15 protein-coding genes and 1 tRNA gene are annotated in these 15,357 nt (G+C 66.3%); 12 read left to right on the plus strand and 4 right to left on the minus strand.

Translation table 11 applies throughout. The annotated features are described in order from the left end of the window. The first annotated feature begins 747 nt into the window (after window positions 1–747). From IB228_RS03285 to IB228_RS03300, 4 genes are all read left to right on the plus strand, one after another. Complete coding sequence (locus IB228_RS03285) at window positions 748–1,752, plus strand: glycoside hydrolase family 16 protein (RefSeq protein WP_183644749.1); 1,005 nt, start codon at window positions 748–750, stop codon at window positions 1,750–1,752. 256 nt (window positions 1,753–2,008) lie between these two features. Then, window positions 2,009–2,084, plus strand: a tRNA-Thr gene (locus tag IB228_RS03290). A 257-nt stretch (window positions 2,085–2,341) separates the two neighbouring features. Continuing rightward, window positions 2,342–2,584, plus strand: coding sequence for a hypothetical protein (locus tag IB228_RS03295; RefSeq protein WP_192197557.1), 243 nt, complete (start codon window positions 2,342–2,344; stop codon window positions 2,582–2,584). A 395-nt stretch (window positions 2,585–2,979) separates the two neighbouring features. Further along, complete coding sequence (locus IB228_RS03300; RefSeq protein WP_141453489.1) at window positions 2,980–3,204, plus strand: hypothetical protein; 225 nt, start codon at window positions 2,980–2,982, stop codon at window positions 3,202–3,204. 247 nt (window positions 3,205–3,451) lie between these two features. Here IB228_RS03300 and IB228_RS03305 read toward each other — a convergent pair whose 3' ends face one another. After that, window positions 3,452–3,775: a hypothetical protein gene (locus tag IB228_RS03305; RefSeq protein WP_192197558.1), complete on the minus strand. Its 324-nt coding sequence runs from the start codon at window positions 3,773–3,775 to the stop codon at window positions 3,452–3,454. Between the two features lie 126 nt (window positions 3,776–3,901). Here IB228_RS03305 and IB228_RS03310 point away from each other — a divergent pair, with 126 nt between their 5' ends. Then, entirely contained in the window at window positions 3,902–5,803 is a 1,902-nt protein-coding gene (locus IB228_RS03310) for a M61 family metallopeptidase (protein WP_192197559.1), read from the plus strand. A gap of 48 nt (window positions 5,804–5,851) precedes the next feature. Here IB228_RS03310 and IB228_RS03315 read toward each other — a convergent pair whose 3' ends face one another. Next, complete coding sequence (locus tag IB228_RS03315; protein WP_192197560.1) at window positions 5,852–6,709, minus strand: AraC family transcriptional regulator; 858 nt, start codon at window positions 6,707–6,709, stop codon at window positions 5,852–5,854. Window positions 6,710–7,058: 349 nt separating this feature from the next. On the opposite strand from IB228_RS03315, the gene radA reads away from it, so the two are divergent. Then, window positions 7,059–8,435 carry a DNA repair protein RadA gene (radA, locus tag IB228_RS03320; RefSeq protein ID WP_192197561.1) on the plus strand — a complete coding sequence of 459 codons (1,377 nt, stop codon included), beginning with the start codon at window positions 7,059–7,061 and terminating at the stop codon, window positions 8,433–8,435. On the opposite strand, the gene IB228_RS03325 is transcribed toward radA, so the two are convergent. Further along, window positions 8,371–9,615 carry a S41 family peptidase gene (locus IB228_RS03325; RefSeq protein ID WP_192197562.1) on the minus strand — a complete coding sequence of 415 codons (1,245 nt, stop codon included), beginning with the start codon at window positions 9,613–9,615 and terminating at the stop codon, window positions 8,371–8,373. The genes radA and IB228_RS03325 overlap by 65 nt on opposite strands. Before the next feature lie 200 nt (window positions 9,616–9,815). Next, a complete protein-coding gene (ccsA, locus tag IB228_RS03330) occupies window positions 9,816–10,607 on the minus strand; it encodes a cytochrome c biogenesis protein CcsA (RefSeq protein ID WP_192197563.1) in 792 nt (263 codons plus the stop codon). Window positions 10,608–10,730: 123 nt separating this feature from the next. Between ccsA and ffh the strand changes: the two genes are divergently transcribed. The 6 genes from ffh (at window position 10,731) to rplS (ending at window position 15,305) form a co-directional block, all read left to right on the plus strand. Next, window positions 10,731–12,101 carry a signal recognition particle protein gene (gene ffh / locus IB228_RS03335; RefSeq protein WP_192197564.1) on the plus strand — a complete coding sequence of 457 codons (1,371 nt, stop codon included), beginning with the start codon at window positions 10,731–10,733 and terminating at the stop codon, window positions 12,099–12,101. A 122-nt stretch (window positions 12,102–12,223) separates the two neighbouring features. Beyond that, the gene (locus IB228_RS03340; protein WP_192197565.1) at window positions 12,224–13,021 is read left to right on the plus strand and encodes an aminotransferase class IV family protein; all 798 of its coding nucleotides are present in this window, start codon (window positions 12,224–12,226) and stop codon (window positions 13,019–13,021) included. A gap of 87 nt (window positions 13,022–13,108) precedes the next feature. Then, window positions 13,109–13,360, plus strand: coding sequence for a 30S ribosomal protein S16 (rpsP, locus tag IB228_RS03345; RefSeq protein WP_183642906.1), 252 nt, complete (start codon window positions 13,109–13,111; stop codon window positions 13,358–13,360). A gap of 37 nt (window positions 13,361–13,397) precedes the next feature. Further along, window positions 13,398–13,925 (plus strand): ribosome maturation factor RimM, encoded by a 528-nt coding sequence (gene rimM / locus IB228_RS03350; RefSeq protein ID WP_192197566.1) that lies wholly within the window; start codon window positions 13,398–13,400, stop codon window positions 13,923–13,925. Between the two features lie 70 nt (window positions 13,926–13,995). Beyond that, the gene (gene trmD, locus IB228_RS03355) at window positions 13,996–14,754 is read left to right on the plus strand and encodes a tRNA (guanosine(37)-N1)-methyltransferase TrmD (RefSeq protein WP_192197567.1); all 759 of its coding nucleotides are present in this window, start codon (window positions 13,996–13,998) and stop codon (window positions 14,752–14,754) included. A 146-nt stretch (window positions 14,755–14,900) separates the two neighbouring features. Next, complete coding sequence (gene rplS / locus IB228_RS03360; protein WP_141453468.1) at window positions 14,901–15,305, plus strand: 50S ribosomal protein L19; 405 nt, start codon at window positions 14,901–14,903, stop codon at window positions 15,303–15,305. Window positions 15,306–15,357 lie beyond the last annotated feature (52 nt).

Here is a 15,357-nt window from a genome sequence, read left to right on the forward strand (position 1 = left end):
CGGTGTCCTTTTTCAGGTGGATGCCAGGCGCAGGATGACCGCGATTATGAAGTACGCGGCGAAGCCGATGGGCGGCGCCAGGAAGGCGCGGGTCAGGCCATTGGCGCTGCGGTAGCAGCGCAGCGCGGGATCGTCCCATTAGCCGATTGTTCCGCTTGCCCCCACCCCAACCCTCCCCCGCAGGCGGGGGAGGGGGCGTGCACATACTGCCGCAAGCTTTTACCCCTTCCCCCGCTTGCGGGGAAGGCTGGGATGGGTGAGGGGGCCGTACCGTGTTCCGCCGCGAGCTTTTTGCCCCTTCCCCCGCTCGCGGGGGAAGGCTGGGATGGGGGCGCTTTCAGCAAACGCTCCCATCGCTCGTAGTCGATGCATGTCCGCCAAGGCTCCCTTCGTCTGGAACCAGCATCAACAACGTCTGCCATCGGTAGAGCGTCCCGCACGGTTCCTGCCTTGGCCTGTCGCTTGTCTCGGGAGTCAGGTGAATGCGCTCATTGGCGACAAGATGAGTCATTCTGTTTCCATTGAATGGACAATTCGAGAAACAAGCGAATCCGGACTGCGAAGTTGATCTGAACGCGATGGATCCCGAGCGGAATTTTGGATCGTGTCAGATGTAATTCCACAAGAAAGCATTGCTTCCAACGCCGCATACAAGACCGCACCGATCATTTGACAACGTTGTCCGCAATGCGCCAGATTCGCCCCCTTCAACCATCACGAATCATCAAGAGAAGGGAAGGGAACAACATGGCGCGGAATCGTATCTTCGTCGTAAGCCTGCTTGCTGCATCGCTCGCCGTTGTCGGCTGCGATTCAAAAACCGAAACGGCCACGGAGCAGGCAAACGCACCTGCGGAAGCCAAGGCCGACGCGACTGCCGCAGCGCCCACCACGGCGCCGGTTTTCTTCGATGATTTCAGCTATCCGGATTTCGCCGCGTTCCAGAAAAATGGCTGGAAAGTCCGGACAGAAACCGGCCATCCCGGCATCAAGGGCGCGACCTGGTCGGGCGATGGCCTGACGTTCCATGCGGACATTCCGGAAACAGAAGGCGGCGCCGTCCGGATGAGCTCGATCACCAACGGCACTCCCGAGAAAACCCGCCAGACCCAGTTCTGCCATTCCCGCAAATACCGCGAAGGCACCTACGCCGCACGCATCTTCTTCCGCGATGAACCGAGCTACGGTCCGGACGGCGATGAAGTCATCCAGACCTTCTATGCCATCAGCCCGCTGAAGGCGCCGATGGACAAGGACTACAGCGAAACCGACTTCGAGTACCTGCCCAACGGCGGCTGGGGCGAAAACACCAAGCCGGCGATGTGGACCACCACTTGGGAAACCTTCCAGCTCGAACCCTGGACCAAGGTGAACGAGTTCTCCCGCAAGGAAGGCAGCTACGCCGGCTGGCGCACGCTGGTGCTCACCGTCGCCGACAACAAAGTCACCTACTACGTCGACGGCCAACTGTTCTCCGAGCACAGCAGCGCCGTGTACCCGGAGGACTTCATGTCGATCAACTTCAACCTGTGGTTCATGCCCAAGGGCGCGGACGGCTCGCTGGGCCCAGTCGACTCCCCGGAAATGCGCGAGTACCAGGAAGACATCGACTGGGTGTTCTTCCAGGAAGGCGTCGCCCTGTCCACCGCCGACGTGGAAGCCCAGGTCGCCGGCCTGCGCGGCAAGAAAGTGGCGCACATCGACAACGTGAAGGAACAGAACCCGGTGCTGCCGTCGCCTTGCGGGCTTTGAGTCGCACTGCCTGAAGGTGTTTGTCGCGGGGATGCCCCAGGCATCCCCGTAGTCTTCGTGCGTCGTGAGTGCGTCGAACCGAATGTCGGCTGTTGTCCGCTCACACGGACGGGCCTGGCGACGTCGGCACGGCCAAGCTGGGCCCGTACCAGGACCAGCTTGGAACAGGCCATTTGATGTTGGAACCCTTTGGCATCAAGCACTTGTGAAGGGTCAATTGACCGGATTCAGGCTGCCCCCTAGAATTTGCGGTTCCGCCGGAATAGCTCAGTTGGTAGAGCGGCGCATTCGTAATGCGTAGGTCGTAGGTTCGATTCCTATTTCCGGCACCAGATCAATAAAAGCCCCGCTTCGGCGGGGCTTTTGTTTTTCCGGGCCGGGCAAACCGCGTATGGCTCACCAGGAAACAGGGGACGAGCGGCTTCTGTCCGCATGCATTTGCATTCGTTGTTGAGTCGCAATCCAGGCCGGAAAGCCCGTTGAATGGTTTTGCCGGCATGAGCAGACTTCCGGCCTGGAGCGTCGAAACTCCGATAGACAGCGGCAAGCCGCCACCGAAATCCGGCGGCTTTTTCAAGGAAGCAATGCAATGAGCCGCAAGTCCGATACAAGCATGGGTTACTGGATGAGTGAAGAGCACCAGCTCCGACTGGTGCAACTGAGGGATCAGCTTCGGCTGATGTCGGACCTCAGCAGTCCGCGCAATCCGCAGAACGAACACATGAGGCTGCCGATCAAGTTGCAGGCGATGGCCGATTGTTTTGCCGGCATGTCCGATGATCTGGGCCGGGTGCTCCGGCGAATGCAGTGGATGTCCCTGCGGGACAAGTGACGTCCGAAGGCCCGCCTGTGAAGGCGGGTCTTTTGTTTGCGTCGATGTCGAATGACACGCTTTTTCCGGGGTCGCGGACACCCGGATTTGCGGGCTTTGTCCTTCCAGCTCCAAACCGCCAATGTTAGTTGAGCTTGCGCCTGGTCCCGACAAGAATCGCTGACCAAGGAGTGTCGAAACTCCTCACACACAGCCTGGGTCCAGGGCGGGTTCGCCGGTGGACTTCCTCGCCTGCGGGCTTGGGCCGATGCGTTTCCGCGTCGGGAGTGGACCGAATACAAGACCCGCTTGCGGGAAACAGGTCCGCCGTTCTGTGTGTGCGGTTTTTCGACCTCCCGACATCCCGGCGCACATGCCGTGCGCCGGTCACGGCGGTCCACAGAACAGGAGGCGACATGTCCCATTCCCACAGTGCCTACATCATCAGCGAGGAAGCCCACGCGCAGCTCGTGCAGATGCGCGATACCTTCCGGCAGTTGTCCGGGTCCGATCAGTTCCGCGAGGCGGCGGCCCTGCTCAAGATTCCGGATGAAGTGTTGATGTCGCAGTTCGAGCGGATGGCCGACGAGGTGGACGGGGTTCTTGGCGAGTTGGTTTATTTGCCTGCGGATCGGCATTGAGCTGGGGCGGTTGATCGCGCAAATCCCCCGTCGCCTGCTTTGCAGGCGCCTGCCCCCTTTGTAAAAGGGGGCTATTTGCCGTCCGGGGTCTGCTGTGGCTTGCGGGGTGCTTTCTACCTTTCCGCTGGCCCGCCATTTGCAGCGCGGTGCATCTGAAAAATGGCTTCCAAGGATTACGTCTCACGCCATCGACAGCAACGTGGACTCCTGTCGGCTTTCTTCATCTGCGCGTATGCCCTGTATCACCCTACGAGAGAAAGAATTCGACCTTGCCGCACTGGTGACAGGCGTAGAGGTCGAAGCTTTCGCGGTTGACCAGCAGTTCGCCGAGTTCGGCGAGCAGGAAGGGGGCCATGCGCGAGCCTTCGTGGAAGCGCCGGGTGCCGATGAGCCGCATGGACGACTGGCAGCGCAGGCATTGCAGTGTCCGGAATGACTCATGGACGGCTTCCTGGTTGCGGTTGAAAGCCGGGGCGGGCGGCGCGCCATCGCGGCCGGTGCCGCATTGCCAGCAGATGTCGAATGCCCCTTCGTTGCTGGCGTTGCAGGCGGTGCAGATCCAATCTGCCATGGGAACTCCTGTTGGGACGGTTGTCGACAACAGGGTAGTCCGTCGCGACGACCATGACCAATGGCCTACGGACCCGTCCGGACCCAGCCCTTAGCATCGGGCGGTTACCGTTTCGTGGAATCCTTGATGAAGCCGCTTGCCCTTGCCGTCTCGTTGTCCCTGTTGATGCCCCTGGCCGGACTGGCGCCGTCCGCCGCGCGGGCGGACGAAGTGCCCGCGCCGAAGGATGTGCCGTTCAACGGGCAATTGCGCATCGAGGTGGACGCCACCGACCTCAACCGCCGCATCTTCCGGGTACGCGAGACCATTCCGGCACAGGCGGGGCGGCTGACCCTGCTGTATCCGCAGTGGCTGCCAGGCAAGCATTCGCCGGCCGGTCCCATCGAGAAGATGGCGGGCCTGGTGATCACCGCCAACGGCCAGCGGCTGCCGTGGGTGCGCGATCAGTTCAACGTGTATGCCTTCCACGTGGAGGTACCGGCGGGCGTGAGCGAAGTGACCGCCGAGTTCCAGTTCCTGTCCTCGCAGGGCGGATCGCAGGGGCGGGTGGTGATGACCCCGGACATGCTCAACCTGCAATGGGATTCCACCTCGCTTTATCCGGCGGGCTACTACAGCCGCAACGTGCAGGCGCAGGCCTGCGTGAAGCTGCCGCCGGGCTGGTCGTACGCCACCGCGCTGACCACCGACACCCGCAACGGCGACACGGTCTGCTTCAAGCCGATCCGCTTTGACGATCTGGTTGATTCGCCGATGTTCGCCGGCAAGCACTACAAGCGCATCGATTTGGATCCGGGCGCAAAGCAGCCGGTGCACCTGAACGTGTTCGCCGACGAGGCCAAGGATCTGGAAGCCAAGCCCGAGCACATCAAGGCGCATCAGGCGCTGGTCACCCAGGCCAGCAAGCTCTACGGCGCGCGCCATTTCGATCACTACGAATTCCTGCTCGCGCTGACCGACAAGCTGGGCGGCATCGGCCTGGAGCATCACCGCTCCAGTGAGAACAGCGGCGACCGCGGTTACTTCACCGACTGGGACAAGACCTGGCAGGGCCGGGACCTGTTGCCGCACGAGTTCAACCATTCCTGGAACGGCAAGTACCGCCGTGGCGCGGATCTGGCCACGCCCAGCTTCAACGTGCCGATGGGCGACAGCCTGCTGTGGCTGTACGAAGGCCAGACCCAGTTCTGGGGCCACGTGCTGGCCGCGCGCTCGGGCCTGTGGAGCCAGGAGCAGGCGCGCGATTCGCTGGCGCTGGTGGCCGGCGTATATGACCGCGGCCGTCCCGGCCTGGCCTGGCGCAACATCCAGGACACCACCAACGATCCGACCATCGCCTCGCGCCGCTCGCTGCCGTTCCGCAATTACCAGATGAGCGAGGACTACTACTCCGGCGGACAGATGATCTGGCTGGAAGTGGACGGCAAACTGCGCGAGCTGAGCGGCAACAAGCGGTCCATCGACGACTTCGCCAAGGCGTTCTTCGGCATGGACAACGGTGTGTGGGAGGTGAATCCGTATACCTTCGACGACATCGTCGCCACTCTCAACGGCATCGCGCCGTTCGACTGGGCCACGTTCCTGCGTTCGCGCGTGAACGGGCACGGACCGCTGATCGGCGGGCTGGAAGCGGCGGGCTGGAAGCTGGTCTACACCGACAAGCCCAGCGATGCATTCAAGGCGATGGAAAGCGAGCGCAAGGACGCCAACCTGACCTATTCGCTGGGCCTGTCCGCCAGCAGCACCGGCGTGCTCGGCGACGTGCGCTGGGATGGTCCTGCGTTCAACGCCGGGCTGGCGCCGGGCATGACCCTGCTGGGCGTCAACGGGCGCGAGTACAGCGCCGAAGCGCTGAAGGACGCGGTGACCGCGGCCAAGGGCGGCAAGACGCCGATCGAACTGGTGGTCAAGCGCTTTGACCGCATCGAGACCGTGCGCATCCCGTACTTCGACGGCCTGCAGTATCCGCACCTGGAGCGCATTGCCGGCAAGCCGGATCGGTTGGCCGAGCTGTACAAGGCGCGTTGAGGCGCGAAGGCGCGGCGGCGGTGTCGCTGCCGCGCCGTTCAACTTCGCTCAGCGCAGTGGCAGGCAGATCGCCGTGCGCCATTCGCTGGGCGGCGCGCTGCGCGGATCGTTGAGGTATTCCTCCATCACCGGCGCGTTGGCGGCTTCCTCGCCGCTGGCCGGCAGCCATTCGCTGAACAGCCAGCGGTAGGGGCGATCCAGCTCCGCGTACGGCCCCACATGCACCAGCACCGCGTAGCGGCCACCGGCGAGGGTCAGCGGGCGCAACGGTGCCTGCACGTCGGCGGTTGCGGCGATTTCCACGCAGGCATCCGAGCGCAGCGCGTCGGCGGGCACGCTTTCGGGATCGTCGTAGTACAGGCCGAACGATCGCGCCTGCGGCGGCACGCCCTGGCCGGCCGCCCAGGCGGCGAGTTTCTCGAAGCTCTCGCCGATGTCCTGGTAGTTGCCGCGATGGGGCAGGGCGGCGACGGTGAGAGCGGGGAAGGTCTGGATGCTGACGTCGTACATGGGGAAATCCTCGGGTTCTGACAGGTCGGGGCGCGGCGGAAGCGTCGCTTCCATGCCGCGCTGGCGGAATGCGCCCGGAGGAACCCCGTAAGCCTGTGCGAACGCCCGGTTGAAGGCGGTAGCGCTGCCGTAGCCGCAGCGGCCGGCGATGGCCGACAGCGAGCGGGTGCCGTGCCGCAGTTCCACCGCGGCGCGGTGCAGGCGCATGCGCCGCAGGGTGTCGGCCACGGTCTCGCCCATCGCGCCGCGGTAGATGCGGTGGAAGTGATAGGGCGAGAAGTGGCCGATCTCCGCCAGGTGTTCGAGGGTCAGTGGCTGGTCGAGGTGGGCGACCAGGTGGGTGACCACTTTCTCGATGCGGGCGGCGTAGCTGCGGCGGGTGGCGGGACGTTTCATTCGGTCCGGGGTTCCTCGGGGCGCGGGGACAGCCTGCCGGGATGGCGTTGACCCGGGTTGCGCATTGTGGCGGGTGGTGGAAGCAAATCCCCCTCAATCCCCCTTTTGCAAAGGGGGAGGCAAAAGCCAGGTTTTCTTGAGCATCTCGAACGCATGTGGTGCAAGACAGGCCGCTTTTTGCCCCCTTGACCAGCCATTCGGCTGTTGAGAAGCGCCTGAAAAAGGGGGCGGGCGGCCGCGCAGCGGGCGGCGGGGGATTTGCGCGGGATGTCCCTGGCGCCAACCCCGTCTCCATCCCTGCGATCCCGCTCCGGTATCCTGAGCGCCTTCAGTTTGGCAAGGCGAGACGATGGGCAAGGCCAGGACCGCGTATGTCTGCAACGAGTGCGGCGCGGAATTCAGCAAGTGGCAGGGGCAGTGCGGTGAGTGCAATGCCTGGAACACGCTGACCCAGATCGCGCTGGAAGCGGCCGCCGGTCCGCCGGCGACCCGCCGCAGTGGCTGGGCGGGCAAGGCCGACGCGCCGAAGATCACCGCGCTCAAGGATGTCCGCCACAGCGAGGAAGCGCGGGTGAGCACCGGCATCGGTGAATTCGATCGCGTGCTCGGCGGCGGACTGGTCGAAGGCGCCGTGGTGCTGGTCGGCGGCGATCCCGGCATCGGCAAGTCCACACTGCTGTTGCAGGCGCTGGCGAAGATGTCGGCCAGCTTCCCGGCGCTGTACGTGACCGGCGAGGAATCGCTGGCGCAGGTGGCCGGGCGCGCGGTGCGCCTGGATCTGCCGCTGGACAATCTGCAGGCGTTGGCCGAGACCGGCATCGAGAACATCCTCCAGCATGCGTCCTCCGCGCGGCCGCGGCTGATCGTGGCTGACTCGGTGCAGACGCTGTGGACCGAGTCGCTGACCGCCGCGCCCGGGTCGGTCAGCCAGGTGCGCGAGAGCGCGGCGCGGCTGGTGCGCTACGCGAAGGAAACCGGCACCGCCGTGTTCCTGGTCGGCCACGTCACCAAGGAAGGCGGCATCGCCGGTCCGCGCGTGCTGGAACACATGGTCGACGCGGTGCTGTATTTCGAGGGCGAGAGCGGCAGCCGCTTCCGCCTGTTGCGCGCGTTCAAGAACCGCTTCGGCGCGGTCAACGAACTGGGCGTGTTCGCGATGGGCGAGAAGGGCCTGAAGGAAGTGTCCAATCCTTCGGCGATCTTCCTGTCCGGCGGCAGCGCGCAGCAGCCCGGCAGCTGCGTGCTGGTGACCCGCGAAGGCACCCGTCCGCTGATGGTGGAAGTGCAGGCGCTGGTGGATGCCTCGCCGCTGTCGAATCCGCGTCGCGTCGCGGTCGGCCTGGAGCAGAACAGGTTGGCGATGCTGCTGGCGGTACTGCATCGCCACGGCGGCATCGTGGTCGGTGATCAGGACGTGTTCGTGAATGTGGTCGGCGGCATCCGCGTGCAGGAAACCGCGGCGGATCTGCCGGTGCTGCTGGCGGTGCTGTCGTCGCTGCGGGATCGGCCGCTGGCGGAGAAGACGGTGGCGTTCGGCGAGGTCGGGCTGTCCGGCGAGATCCGTCCGGTGCCCAACGGCGAGGAACGCCTGCGCGAGGCGGCCACCCACGGTTTCAAGCGCGCCATCGTGCCCAAGGGCAACGCGCCCAAGTCGGGCACGTTCAAGGGGCTGGAGGTGATCGCGGTGGAACGGCTGTCGCAGGCGCTGGAGGCGGCGGCGGAGTAACCGGCGCCGCGCGCAGTGCCGGTTGGGCGAGCGCGGTGACCAGGCGCTGCATGCCGTCCTCATCGTGCAGCGCGATCGCCACGTCGGGCGCGATGCCTTCGATTTCGTTAGTGCCGTCGGCGAGGAAGCGCGCGCAGTTGGGCATGACCACATCGAAGGGCGCGACGCTCAGCGCCGTGCGCCCACCGCCGTCGACGTAACCGCATCCCGCGCCGAGCGTGCGTTCGCCGAGGATGGTGGCCGTCTGGTTCTGCTGCAGCCAGGCGACCAGATCCTCCGACGCCGAGGCGGTGCCGTGATCGGCAAGGATGAAGATACGGCCGGGCCAGGCGCCGCGCCCGGAGATGCGTTCACGTTCGCCGTCCGGCGCGAGTACCGGACAGCCAGTTTCGCCGTACCAGACGCGGCCGCGATCACAGGTTGGCGCGCTCATGCGCGGCGGGGCGCGTTGCAGTTCACCGGGGGCGAGCAGGGCGATGACCTCGGAGACCCATTCACTGCCACCACCGTTGCCGGTCACGTCGACCAGCAGCCGGCGGGCACCGCTCGCATGCAGGGCGGCCAGCGTGCGGGCCAGTTCCAATTGCAGGTACGCGCGCACCCTCAGTTGCAGGGCGCGTTGGCCGACGCCCGCCCGGAACACCTGCCGGCACGCGGCCAGATAACGCTGCTCGCCAAACTGGGCGATGCGCAGCACGCCGATGTCGCCGAAACGGCCTGCGGGGAAGTGCTTGCCCGGCAGCGCGCGCCAATCCGGCAGCTTGGCGAATGGCAGGATGAAGGCGTGTTCGTCTTCTTCGTAGCCGGCGGCTTCGCAGTCGGCACCGGCGGCGGGATCGGCGGGTTCGATCGCGCTGTCGGTTGTGGAGGCCAACGGCTGTGTCGCCGGGCGCTGCGCCGGTTCCAGCCGAAGGTGCGGGTCACCGAAACGCTTGACGAAGCCGCGCAGCGCCAGAAAGGCACGCACGCGCGAATGCGCGCGGTTCAATGCGGCGGTGGTGTCGCGATCCAGCGCGGCCAGATCCAGTTGCCGGTGCGTGGCGATCCAGTCCAGGTTCGCATAGCCCTGCGCCATGTCGTGCTTGAGCCGCCGGTAGTCGGCCAGCCAGGGACGCGCATCGTAAGTGGTGACATCCCAGGCCGCCGCCGCGAACACCAGCGCGAAGAGGGCCAGGCACAACCGCTTCCACCCACGCCGGCGGCGGGGAGGGCGGGCAACAGTATTCGATGCGGCCATGCGCGTTCATTCCTTGACGGCGGAAGACGCGACCATAGCGAGGGCGGATGCGGGAAAGCAGGCGGATCCGATGGAAGCCGGTGCCGGGCGACGAACCCGGTCGCGGAAGGGATGAAACTGGCGGCGGTGCCGCCTTTCCGGCCTCAGGCGCGGTGCAGCACCTGTTCCAGCACGTATTTGCTGCCGAAGAACGCCAGCAGCAGCAGGGCCATCGCGAACAGGGTCCAGCCGGCGGCCTTGCTGCCGCGCCAGCCGTAGCGCCAGCGGCCGACCAGCAACGCGCCGAAGGCCAGCCACGACAGCACGCTCAGCACGGTCTTGTGGACCAGGTGCTGGGCCAGCAGGTTCTCCACGAACAGCACGCCGGTCAGCAGGGTGGCGGTGAGCAGGGCGAAACCGACCGCGATCGTCCGGAACAGCAGATCCTCCAGTTCGGTCAGCGGCGGCAGGGCGCGCAGCCAGGCATGGAACTGGCGTCGCCGCAGCGCGCGTTCCTGCACCAGCAGCATGATCGCCAGCAGCGCCGCGACCGCCAGCGTGGCGTAAGCCAGCAGGGCCAGCCAGGCATGCAGTTGCAGGCGCCAGTCCAGGCCGGGGGAAGGCGCGTGCCCGAACTCGTGGTAGGCCAGCAGCAGCACCGCCGCCAGCGGGAAGGCGACCACGCCCAGCGTGGCCATCCGCCCGCGCGCGCCGGCCAGCGCGGTCAGCGCGGCCATGCCCAGGCTGACCAGCGACAGCGCCGAGTAGAAATGCATGTCCAGTCCGCCGGCCGTGCGCCAGGCCACCAGCAGGTGGTAGCCGCCATGCAGGATCACCGCGATCAGCGCCGGCCACAGCCAGCCCCGCCGCACGTCCAGCGCCGATTGCGCGGCCGCGCGGACCAGCAGGGCGGTGGCGGTCAGGTAGCCGAGGATGGCGATGAGAACGATTGTCATCGGCGAAGTGTCGCATAGGGCCGGAACCGGGAACAGCGCGAGGCCGCGGGAAAGCCGCGCACCGGGACCTTCCGCCCCGCCGGGCTATAATCCGCCTCCGTTTTTCCCAGGTTCCCGCTTCCCATGTTCGAGTCCCTCACCCAGCGTCTTTCCGGCACCATCGAGCGGCTGCGTGGCCGTGGCCGCCTGAGCGAGGAGAACATCCGCGAGGCCACCCGCGAGGTCCGCATCGCCCTGCTGGAAGCCGACGTGGCGTTGCCGGTGGTGCAGGCGCTGATCGAGCGCATCAAGGTGCGCGCGGTCGGCCAGGAAGTGCTCAAGTCGCTGACCCCGGGCCAGGCGCTGATCAAGATCGTCCGCGACGAGTTGACCACGGTGATGGGCGCCCAGGCCGCCGATCTGAACCTCAACGTGCCGGCGCCGGCGGTCATCCTGATGGCCGGCCTGCAGGGCGCGGGCAAGACCACCACCGTGGGCAAGCTCGCCAAGCACCTGAAGGAACGCCGCAAGAAGAAGGTGATGGTGGTCAGCGCCGACGTGTACCGTCCGGCCGCGATCGAGCAGCTCAAGACCCTGGCCGAGCAGGTGGACGTGCTGTTCTTCCCGTCCGAGGCCTCGCAGAAGCCGGAAGCCATCGTGCGTGCCGCCATCGACGATGCGCGCAAGTCGTTCGTCGACGTGCTGCTGGTCGACACCGCTGGCCGCCTGGCGATCGACGAAGCGATGATGACCGAGATCAAGGCGCTGCACGCGGCGGTCAAGCCGGTGGAAACGCTGTTCGTGGTCGACGCGATGACCGGCCAGGACGCCGCCAACACCGCCAAGGCCTTCAGCGAGGCGCTGCCGCTGACCGGCGTGGTGCTGACCAAGACCGACGGTGACGCGCGTGGCGGCGCCGCGCTGTCGGTGCGCTACATCACCGGCAAGCCGATCAAGTTCATCGGCGTGGGCGAGAAGCCCGACGGCCTGGACGTGTTCCACCCCGAGCGCGTGGCCAACCGCATCCTCGACATGGGCGACGTGCTGTCGCTGGTCGAGCAGGTCGAGCAGAACGTCGATCGCGAGAAGGCCGAGAAGCTCGCCGCCAAGGTCGCCAAGGGCAAGAAGTTCGACCTCAACGACATGCGTGATCAGCTGGAGCAGATGCAGAACATGGGCGGCATCGGCGGCCTGCTCGACAAGCTGCCGGGCATGGGCCAGATCCCCGACCACGTGAAGCAGCAGGTCAGCCAGGGCAAGGAAGTGCCGCGGATGATCGCCATCATCGGCTCGATGACCAAGAAGGAGCGCCGCAACCCGGCGCTGCTCAACGGCTCGCGCCGCGCCCGCATCGCGCGCGGTTCCGGCACCACGCCGGCCGACGTCAACAAGCTGATGAAGCAGTACCAGCAGATGGAAAAGATGATGAGCAAGATGGCCGGTGGCGGCATGAAGGGCCTGATGCGCGGCATGAAGGGCATGATGGGCGCGCGCGGCGGCCTGCCGTTCCGCTAGTCCTGGCGGCTCATCCTGTGGGAGCGACGTCAGTCGCGAAATCCCGGATGTTCCAACGCCGTCGAATCGCGACTGACGTCGCTCCCACAATGGTGTTCGACAACAACGGCTGAGACGGAACCATGTCCATCGCCCTGCTCAACGGACAGCCCGCCGACGCCGACGCGCTGCGCGCGCTGGCGGTGGTCAATTACGGCCATTTCACCGCGATGCAGGTGCGCGATCGGGCGGTGCAGGGACTGGATTTCCACGTCGCGCGATTGCAGCGCGCCACCCGTGAACTGTTCGGCACCGAGTTGCCGCGCGGGCGCATCGTCGCCGAACTGGTCGCCGCGCTGCGGGCCGGTCCGGCCGACGCCTCGTTGCGCTTCACCGTGTTCGCGCGCGGATTCGACTACCGCCAGCCGCTGCGGCCAGTGGATCCGGACGTGCTGATCACGCTCGGGCCGGCCGCTCCGGCCGACAAGCCGCCGTTGCGGGTGAAATCGTATCCATTCGAGCGGTCGCAGCCGCACCTGAAGCATGTCGGCACTTTCCCGCTGTTCCACTACCGGCGGCAGGCGCTGCTGGACGGATTCGACGACGCGCTGTTCGTCACCCCGGATGGGCACGTCAGCGAGGGCTCGATCTGGAACATCGGGTTCTGGGACGGCCAGGCCGTGATCTGGCCGCTGGCCCCCGCCTTGCGGGGAACCTGCGAGCAACTGTTGCAGGCCGGCCTGGCCGGGCAGGGGATTGCCCAGGAAACCCGCCCGGTGGCGCTGGCCGAGGCCGGCGGCTTCCGCGCCGCTTTCGCCGCCAATGCCAGCGGCATCCAGCCCCTCCTGGGCATCGACGGGGTCGAATACGCCCCGGACATGGGCCTGATGGACCGGCTCGGCGCGGCGCTGGGCAGCATGCCCTGGGAAAACCCGGCCTGAGAGGCGGTTTCCTTCCGCCGTTCAATGGCTTAGAATAGCCGGCTTACCTCGCCATCCTGGCGACTGGGCAACACTGGAAATAGAGCAATGGTCAAGATCCGCCTTACCCGTGGCGGCGCCAAGAAGCGCCCCTTCTACCACATCATCGTCACCGACTCGCGCAGCGCCCGTGACGGCCGCAACATCGAGCGCGTGGGTTACTACAACCCGGTCGCCGCCGGCAACGAGAAGCGCATCGAGCTGGACGTCGCCCGTGTGGACCACTGGGTGGGCCACGGCGCGCAGCTGACCGAAAAGGTCCGCAACCTGTACAAGGAAGCCACCAAGGCTTCGGCCTGATCCCTCGGGCCGCGCCCCGGCGCGGCCATGCTGACGCATGGATAACGAGCGCCCGCCGCGTCCCGGCAAGACCATCCTGCTGGGCCGCTTCGCGGGCGCTTTTGGCGTTCGCGGACAGGTCAAGCTGGAATCCTGGACCGAACCGCGCGATGCCATTTTCCGCTACCAGCCCTGGATTCTCCGCGAGGGCTCCGGCGCCGAGCGCGAGCTGTCGGGCGTGCGTGGCAAGGCTTCCGGCAAGCACCTGATCGCGAACGTACCGGACATCGCCGATCGCGATGCCGCCGACGCCCTCCGGGGCATCGAAATCCTGGTCCCGCGCGACGCACTGCCGCCACCGCAACCCGGCGAATTCTATTGGGTGGACCTGGAAGGTCTGCGCGTGATGACGATCGACGGCGTGGACTTCGGCACCGTTTCGCACCTGTTCTCCACCGGCGCCAATGACGTGCTGGTCGTGCGGGGCGAGCGGGAGCGGCTGATTCCCTTCATCGAACCCGACGTCGTCCAGTCCGTCGACTTCGATGCCCAGCGCATCACGGTCGACTGGGATCCCGAGTTCTGATCGCTGGAGCCGGCATCGGGGCTGGGCAATACTCCTTTCCCGATTCACGTGTTTCCCCTCCGGGCTTTCCATGCGCATCGACGTCCTGACCCTGTTTCCCGAGTTCATCGCCCAGGCCGCGGCGGTGGGCGTGGTCGGGCGCGCGCAGGAACGCGGATTGCTGACCCTGCAGGGCTGGAATCCGCGCGACTACGCCGAGGGCGGCTACCGGCGGGCGGACGACCGTCCGTTCGGCGGCGGCCCGGGCATGGTGATGATGATCGAGCCCCTGCGTGCCTGTCTGGCCGCGGCGCGCGCGGCGGATCCGGCGCCAGCGCCGGTGATTTACCTGAGCCCGCAGGGCCGGCCGCTCACCCAGCGCAAGGTCCGCGAACTGGCGACAAGGCCGCGCCTGATCCTGCTGTGCGGCCGCTATGAAGGCGTGGACGAGCGCCTGCTGGACGCCGAGGTGGACGAGGAAATCTCCATCGGCGACTACGTGCTGTCCGGCGGCGAGCTGGCCGCGGCCGTGGTGGTGGACGCCGTGGCCCGGTTGCAGGACGGAGCGCTTGGCGATGCTGAATCGGCCGTTCAGGACAGCTTCGAGAACGACGGCCTGCTGGACTGCCCGCATTACACCCATCCGGCCCAGCACCCCGAACTGGGCGACGTGCCGGACGTGCTGCGTTCCGGCAACCACGCCGCCATCGCCCGCTGGCGCCGCCAGCAATCGCTGGGCCGGACCTGGCTGCGGCGGCCGGACCTGCTGGACGAGTCCGGCCTGTCCAAGGCCGACCGGGCCCTGCTGGCGGCGTTCCGGGCCGCCCGGGACGGGCAGGACGAAAGCTAGCCAGGACCAAGAAAAATCAGTAAGATGGCGGGCTTCCAGCGCCTGACCGGCCCGGAACCCCATAACAATATCGTGCAGCGCAATCCGGCGACTGCATCAGTCATTGCTGTCGAACGACACACCCACGCATACAGAACGGTGCCACCATGAGCAGTCTCAACAAGTCCATCATCGCGGAATTCGAAGCCGCCCAGATCCAGCGTGAGCTGCCCGCCTTCGGTCCCGGCGACACCGTCGTCGTGAACGTGAAGGTGAAGGAAGGCAACCGCGAGCGCGTGCAGGCGTACGAAGGCGTGGTCATCGCCAAGAAGAACGCCGGCCTGAACTCCGCTTTCACCGTGCGCAAGATTTCGCACGGCTACGGCGTCGAGCGCGTGTTCCAGACCCACAGCGCCTCCATCGACTCGGTCGAAGTGAAGCGTCGCGGCAAGGTCCGTTCGGGCAAGCTGTACTACCTGCGCGATCTGGAAGGCAAGGCCGCCCGCATCAAGGAAGACCTGGCCGCCAACGCCGCCGCCAAGAAGGCGCGCCTGGCCGCCGCTGCCGAGTAATCCACTCGCAGGCGCCATCGCTGGACGGCCACCTTCGGGTGGCCGTTCGCGT

It is taken from the genome of Pseudoxanthomonas sp. PXM04 (genome assembly GCF_014851695.1).
In the GTDB taxonomy this organism is placed as follows: domain Bacteria; phylum Pseudomonadota; class Gammaproteobacteria; order Xanthomonadales; family Xanthomonadaceae; genus Pseudoxanthomonas_A; species Pseudoxanthomonas_A beigongshangi.

Bases quoted from the DNA above. Each gene is read 5' to 3' on its own strand.
- IB228_RS03285 (WP_183644749.1), top strand. From the start codon at position 748: ATGGCGCGGAATCGTATCTTCGTCGTAAGCCTGCTTGCTGCATCGCTC.
- IB228_RS03295 (WP_192197557.1), top strand. From the start codon at position 2,342: ATGAGCCGCAAGTCCGATACAAGCATGGGTTACTGGATGAGTGAAGAG.
- IB228_RS03300 (WP_141453489.1), top strand. From the start codon at position 2,980: ATGTCCCATTCCCACAGTGCCTACATCATCAGCGAGGAAGCCCACGCG.
- IB228_RS03305 (WP_192197558.1), bottom strand. From the start codon at position 3,775: ATGGCAGATTGGATCTGCACCGCCTGCAACGCCAGCAACGAAGGGGCA.
- IB228_RS03310 (WP_192197559.1), top strand. From the start codon at position 3,902: ATGAAGCCGCTTGCCCTTGCCGTCTCGTTGTCCCTGTTGATGCCCCTG.
- IB228_RS03315 (WP_192197560.1), bottom strand. From the start codon at position 6,709: ATGAAACGTCCCGCCACCCGCCGCAGCTACGCCGCCCGCATCGAGAAA.
- radA (WP_192197561.1), top strand. From the start codon at position 7,059: ATGGGCAAGGCCAGGACCGCGTATGTCTGCAACGAGTGCGGCGCGGAA.
- ccsA (WP_192197563.1), bottom strand. From the start codon at position 10,607: ATGACAATCGTTCTCATCGCCATCCTCGGCTACCTGACCGCCACCGCC.
- ffh (WP_192197564.1), top strand. From the start codon at position 10,731: ATGTTCGAGTCCCTCACCCAGCGTCTTTCCGGCACCATCGAGCGGCTG.
- IB228_RS03340 (WP_192197565.1), top strand. From the start codon at position 12,224: ATGTCCATCGCCCTGCTCAACGGACAGCCCGCCGACGCCGACGCGCTG.
- rpsP (WP_183642906.1), top strand. From the start codon at position 13,109: ATGGTCAAGATCCGCCTTACCCGTGGCGGCGCCAAGAAGCGCCCCTTC.
- rimM (WP_192197566.1), top strand. From the start codon at position 13,398: ATGGATAACGAGCGCCCGCCGCGTCCCGGCAAGACCATCCTGCTGGGC.
- trmD (WP_192197567.1), top strand. From the start codon at position 13,996: ATGCGCATCGACGTCCTGACCCTGTTTCCCGAGTTCATCGCCCAGGCC.
- rplS (WP_141453468.1), top strand. From the start codon at position 14,901: ATGAGCAGTCTCAACAAGTCCATCATCGCGGAATTCGAAGCCGCCCAG.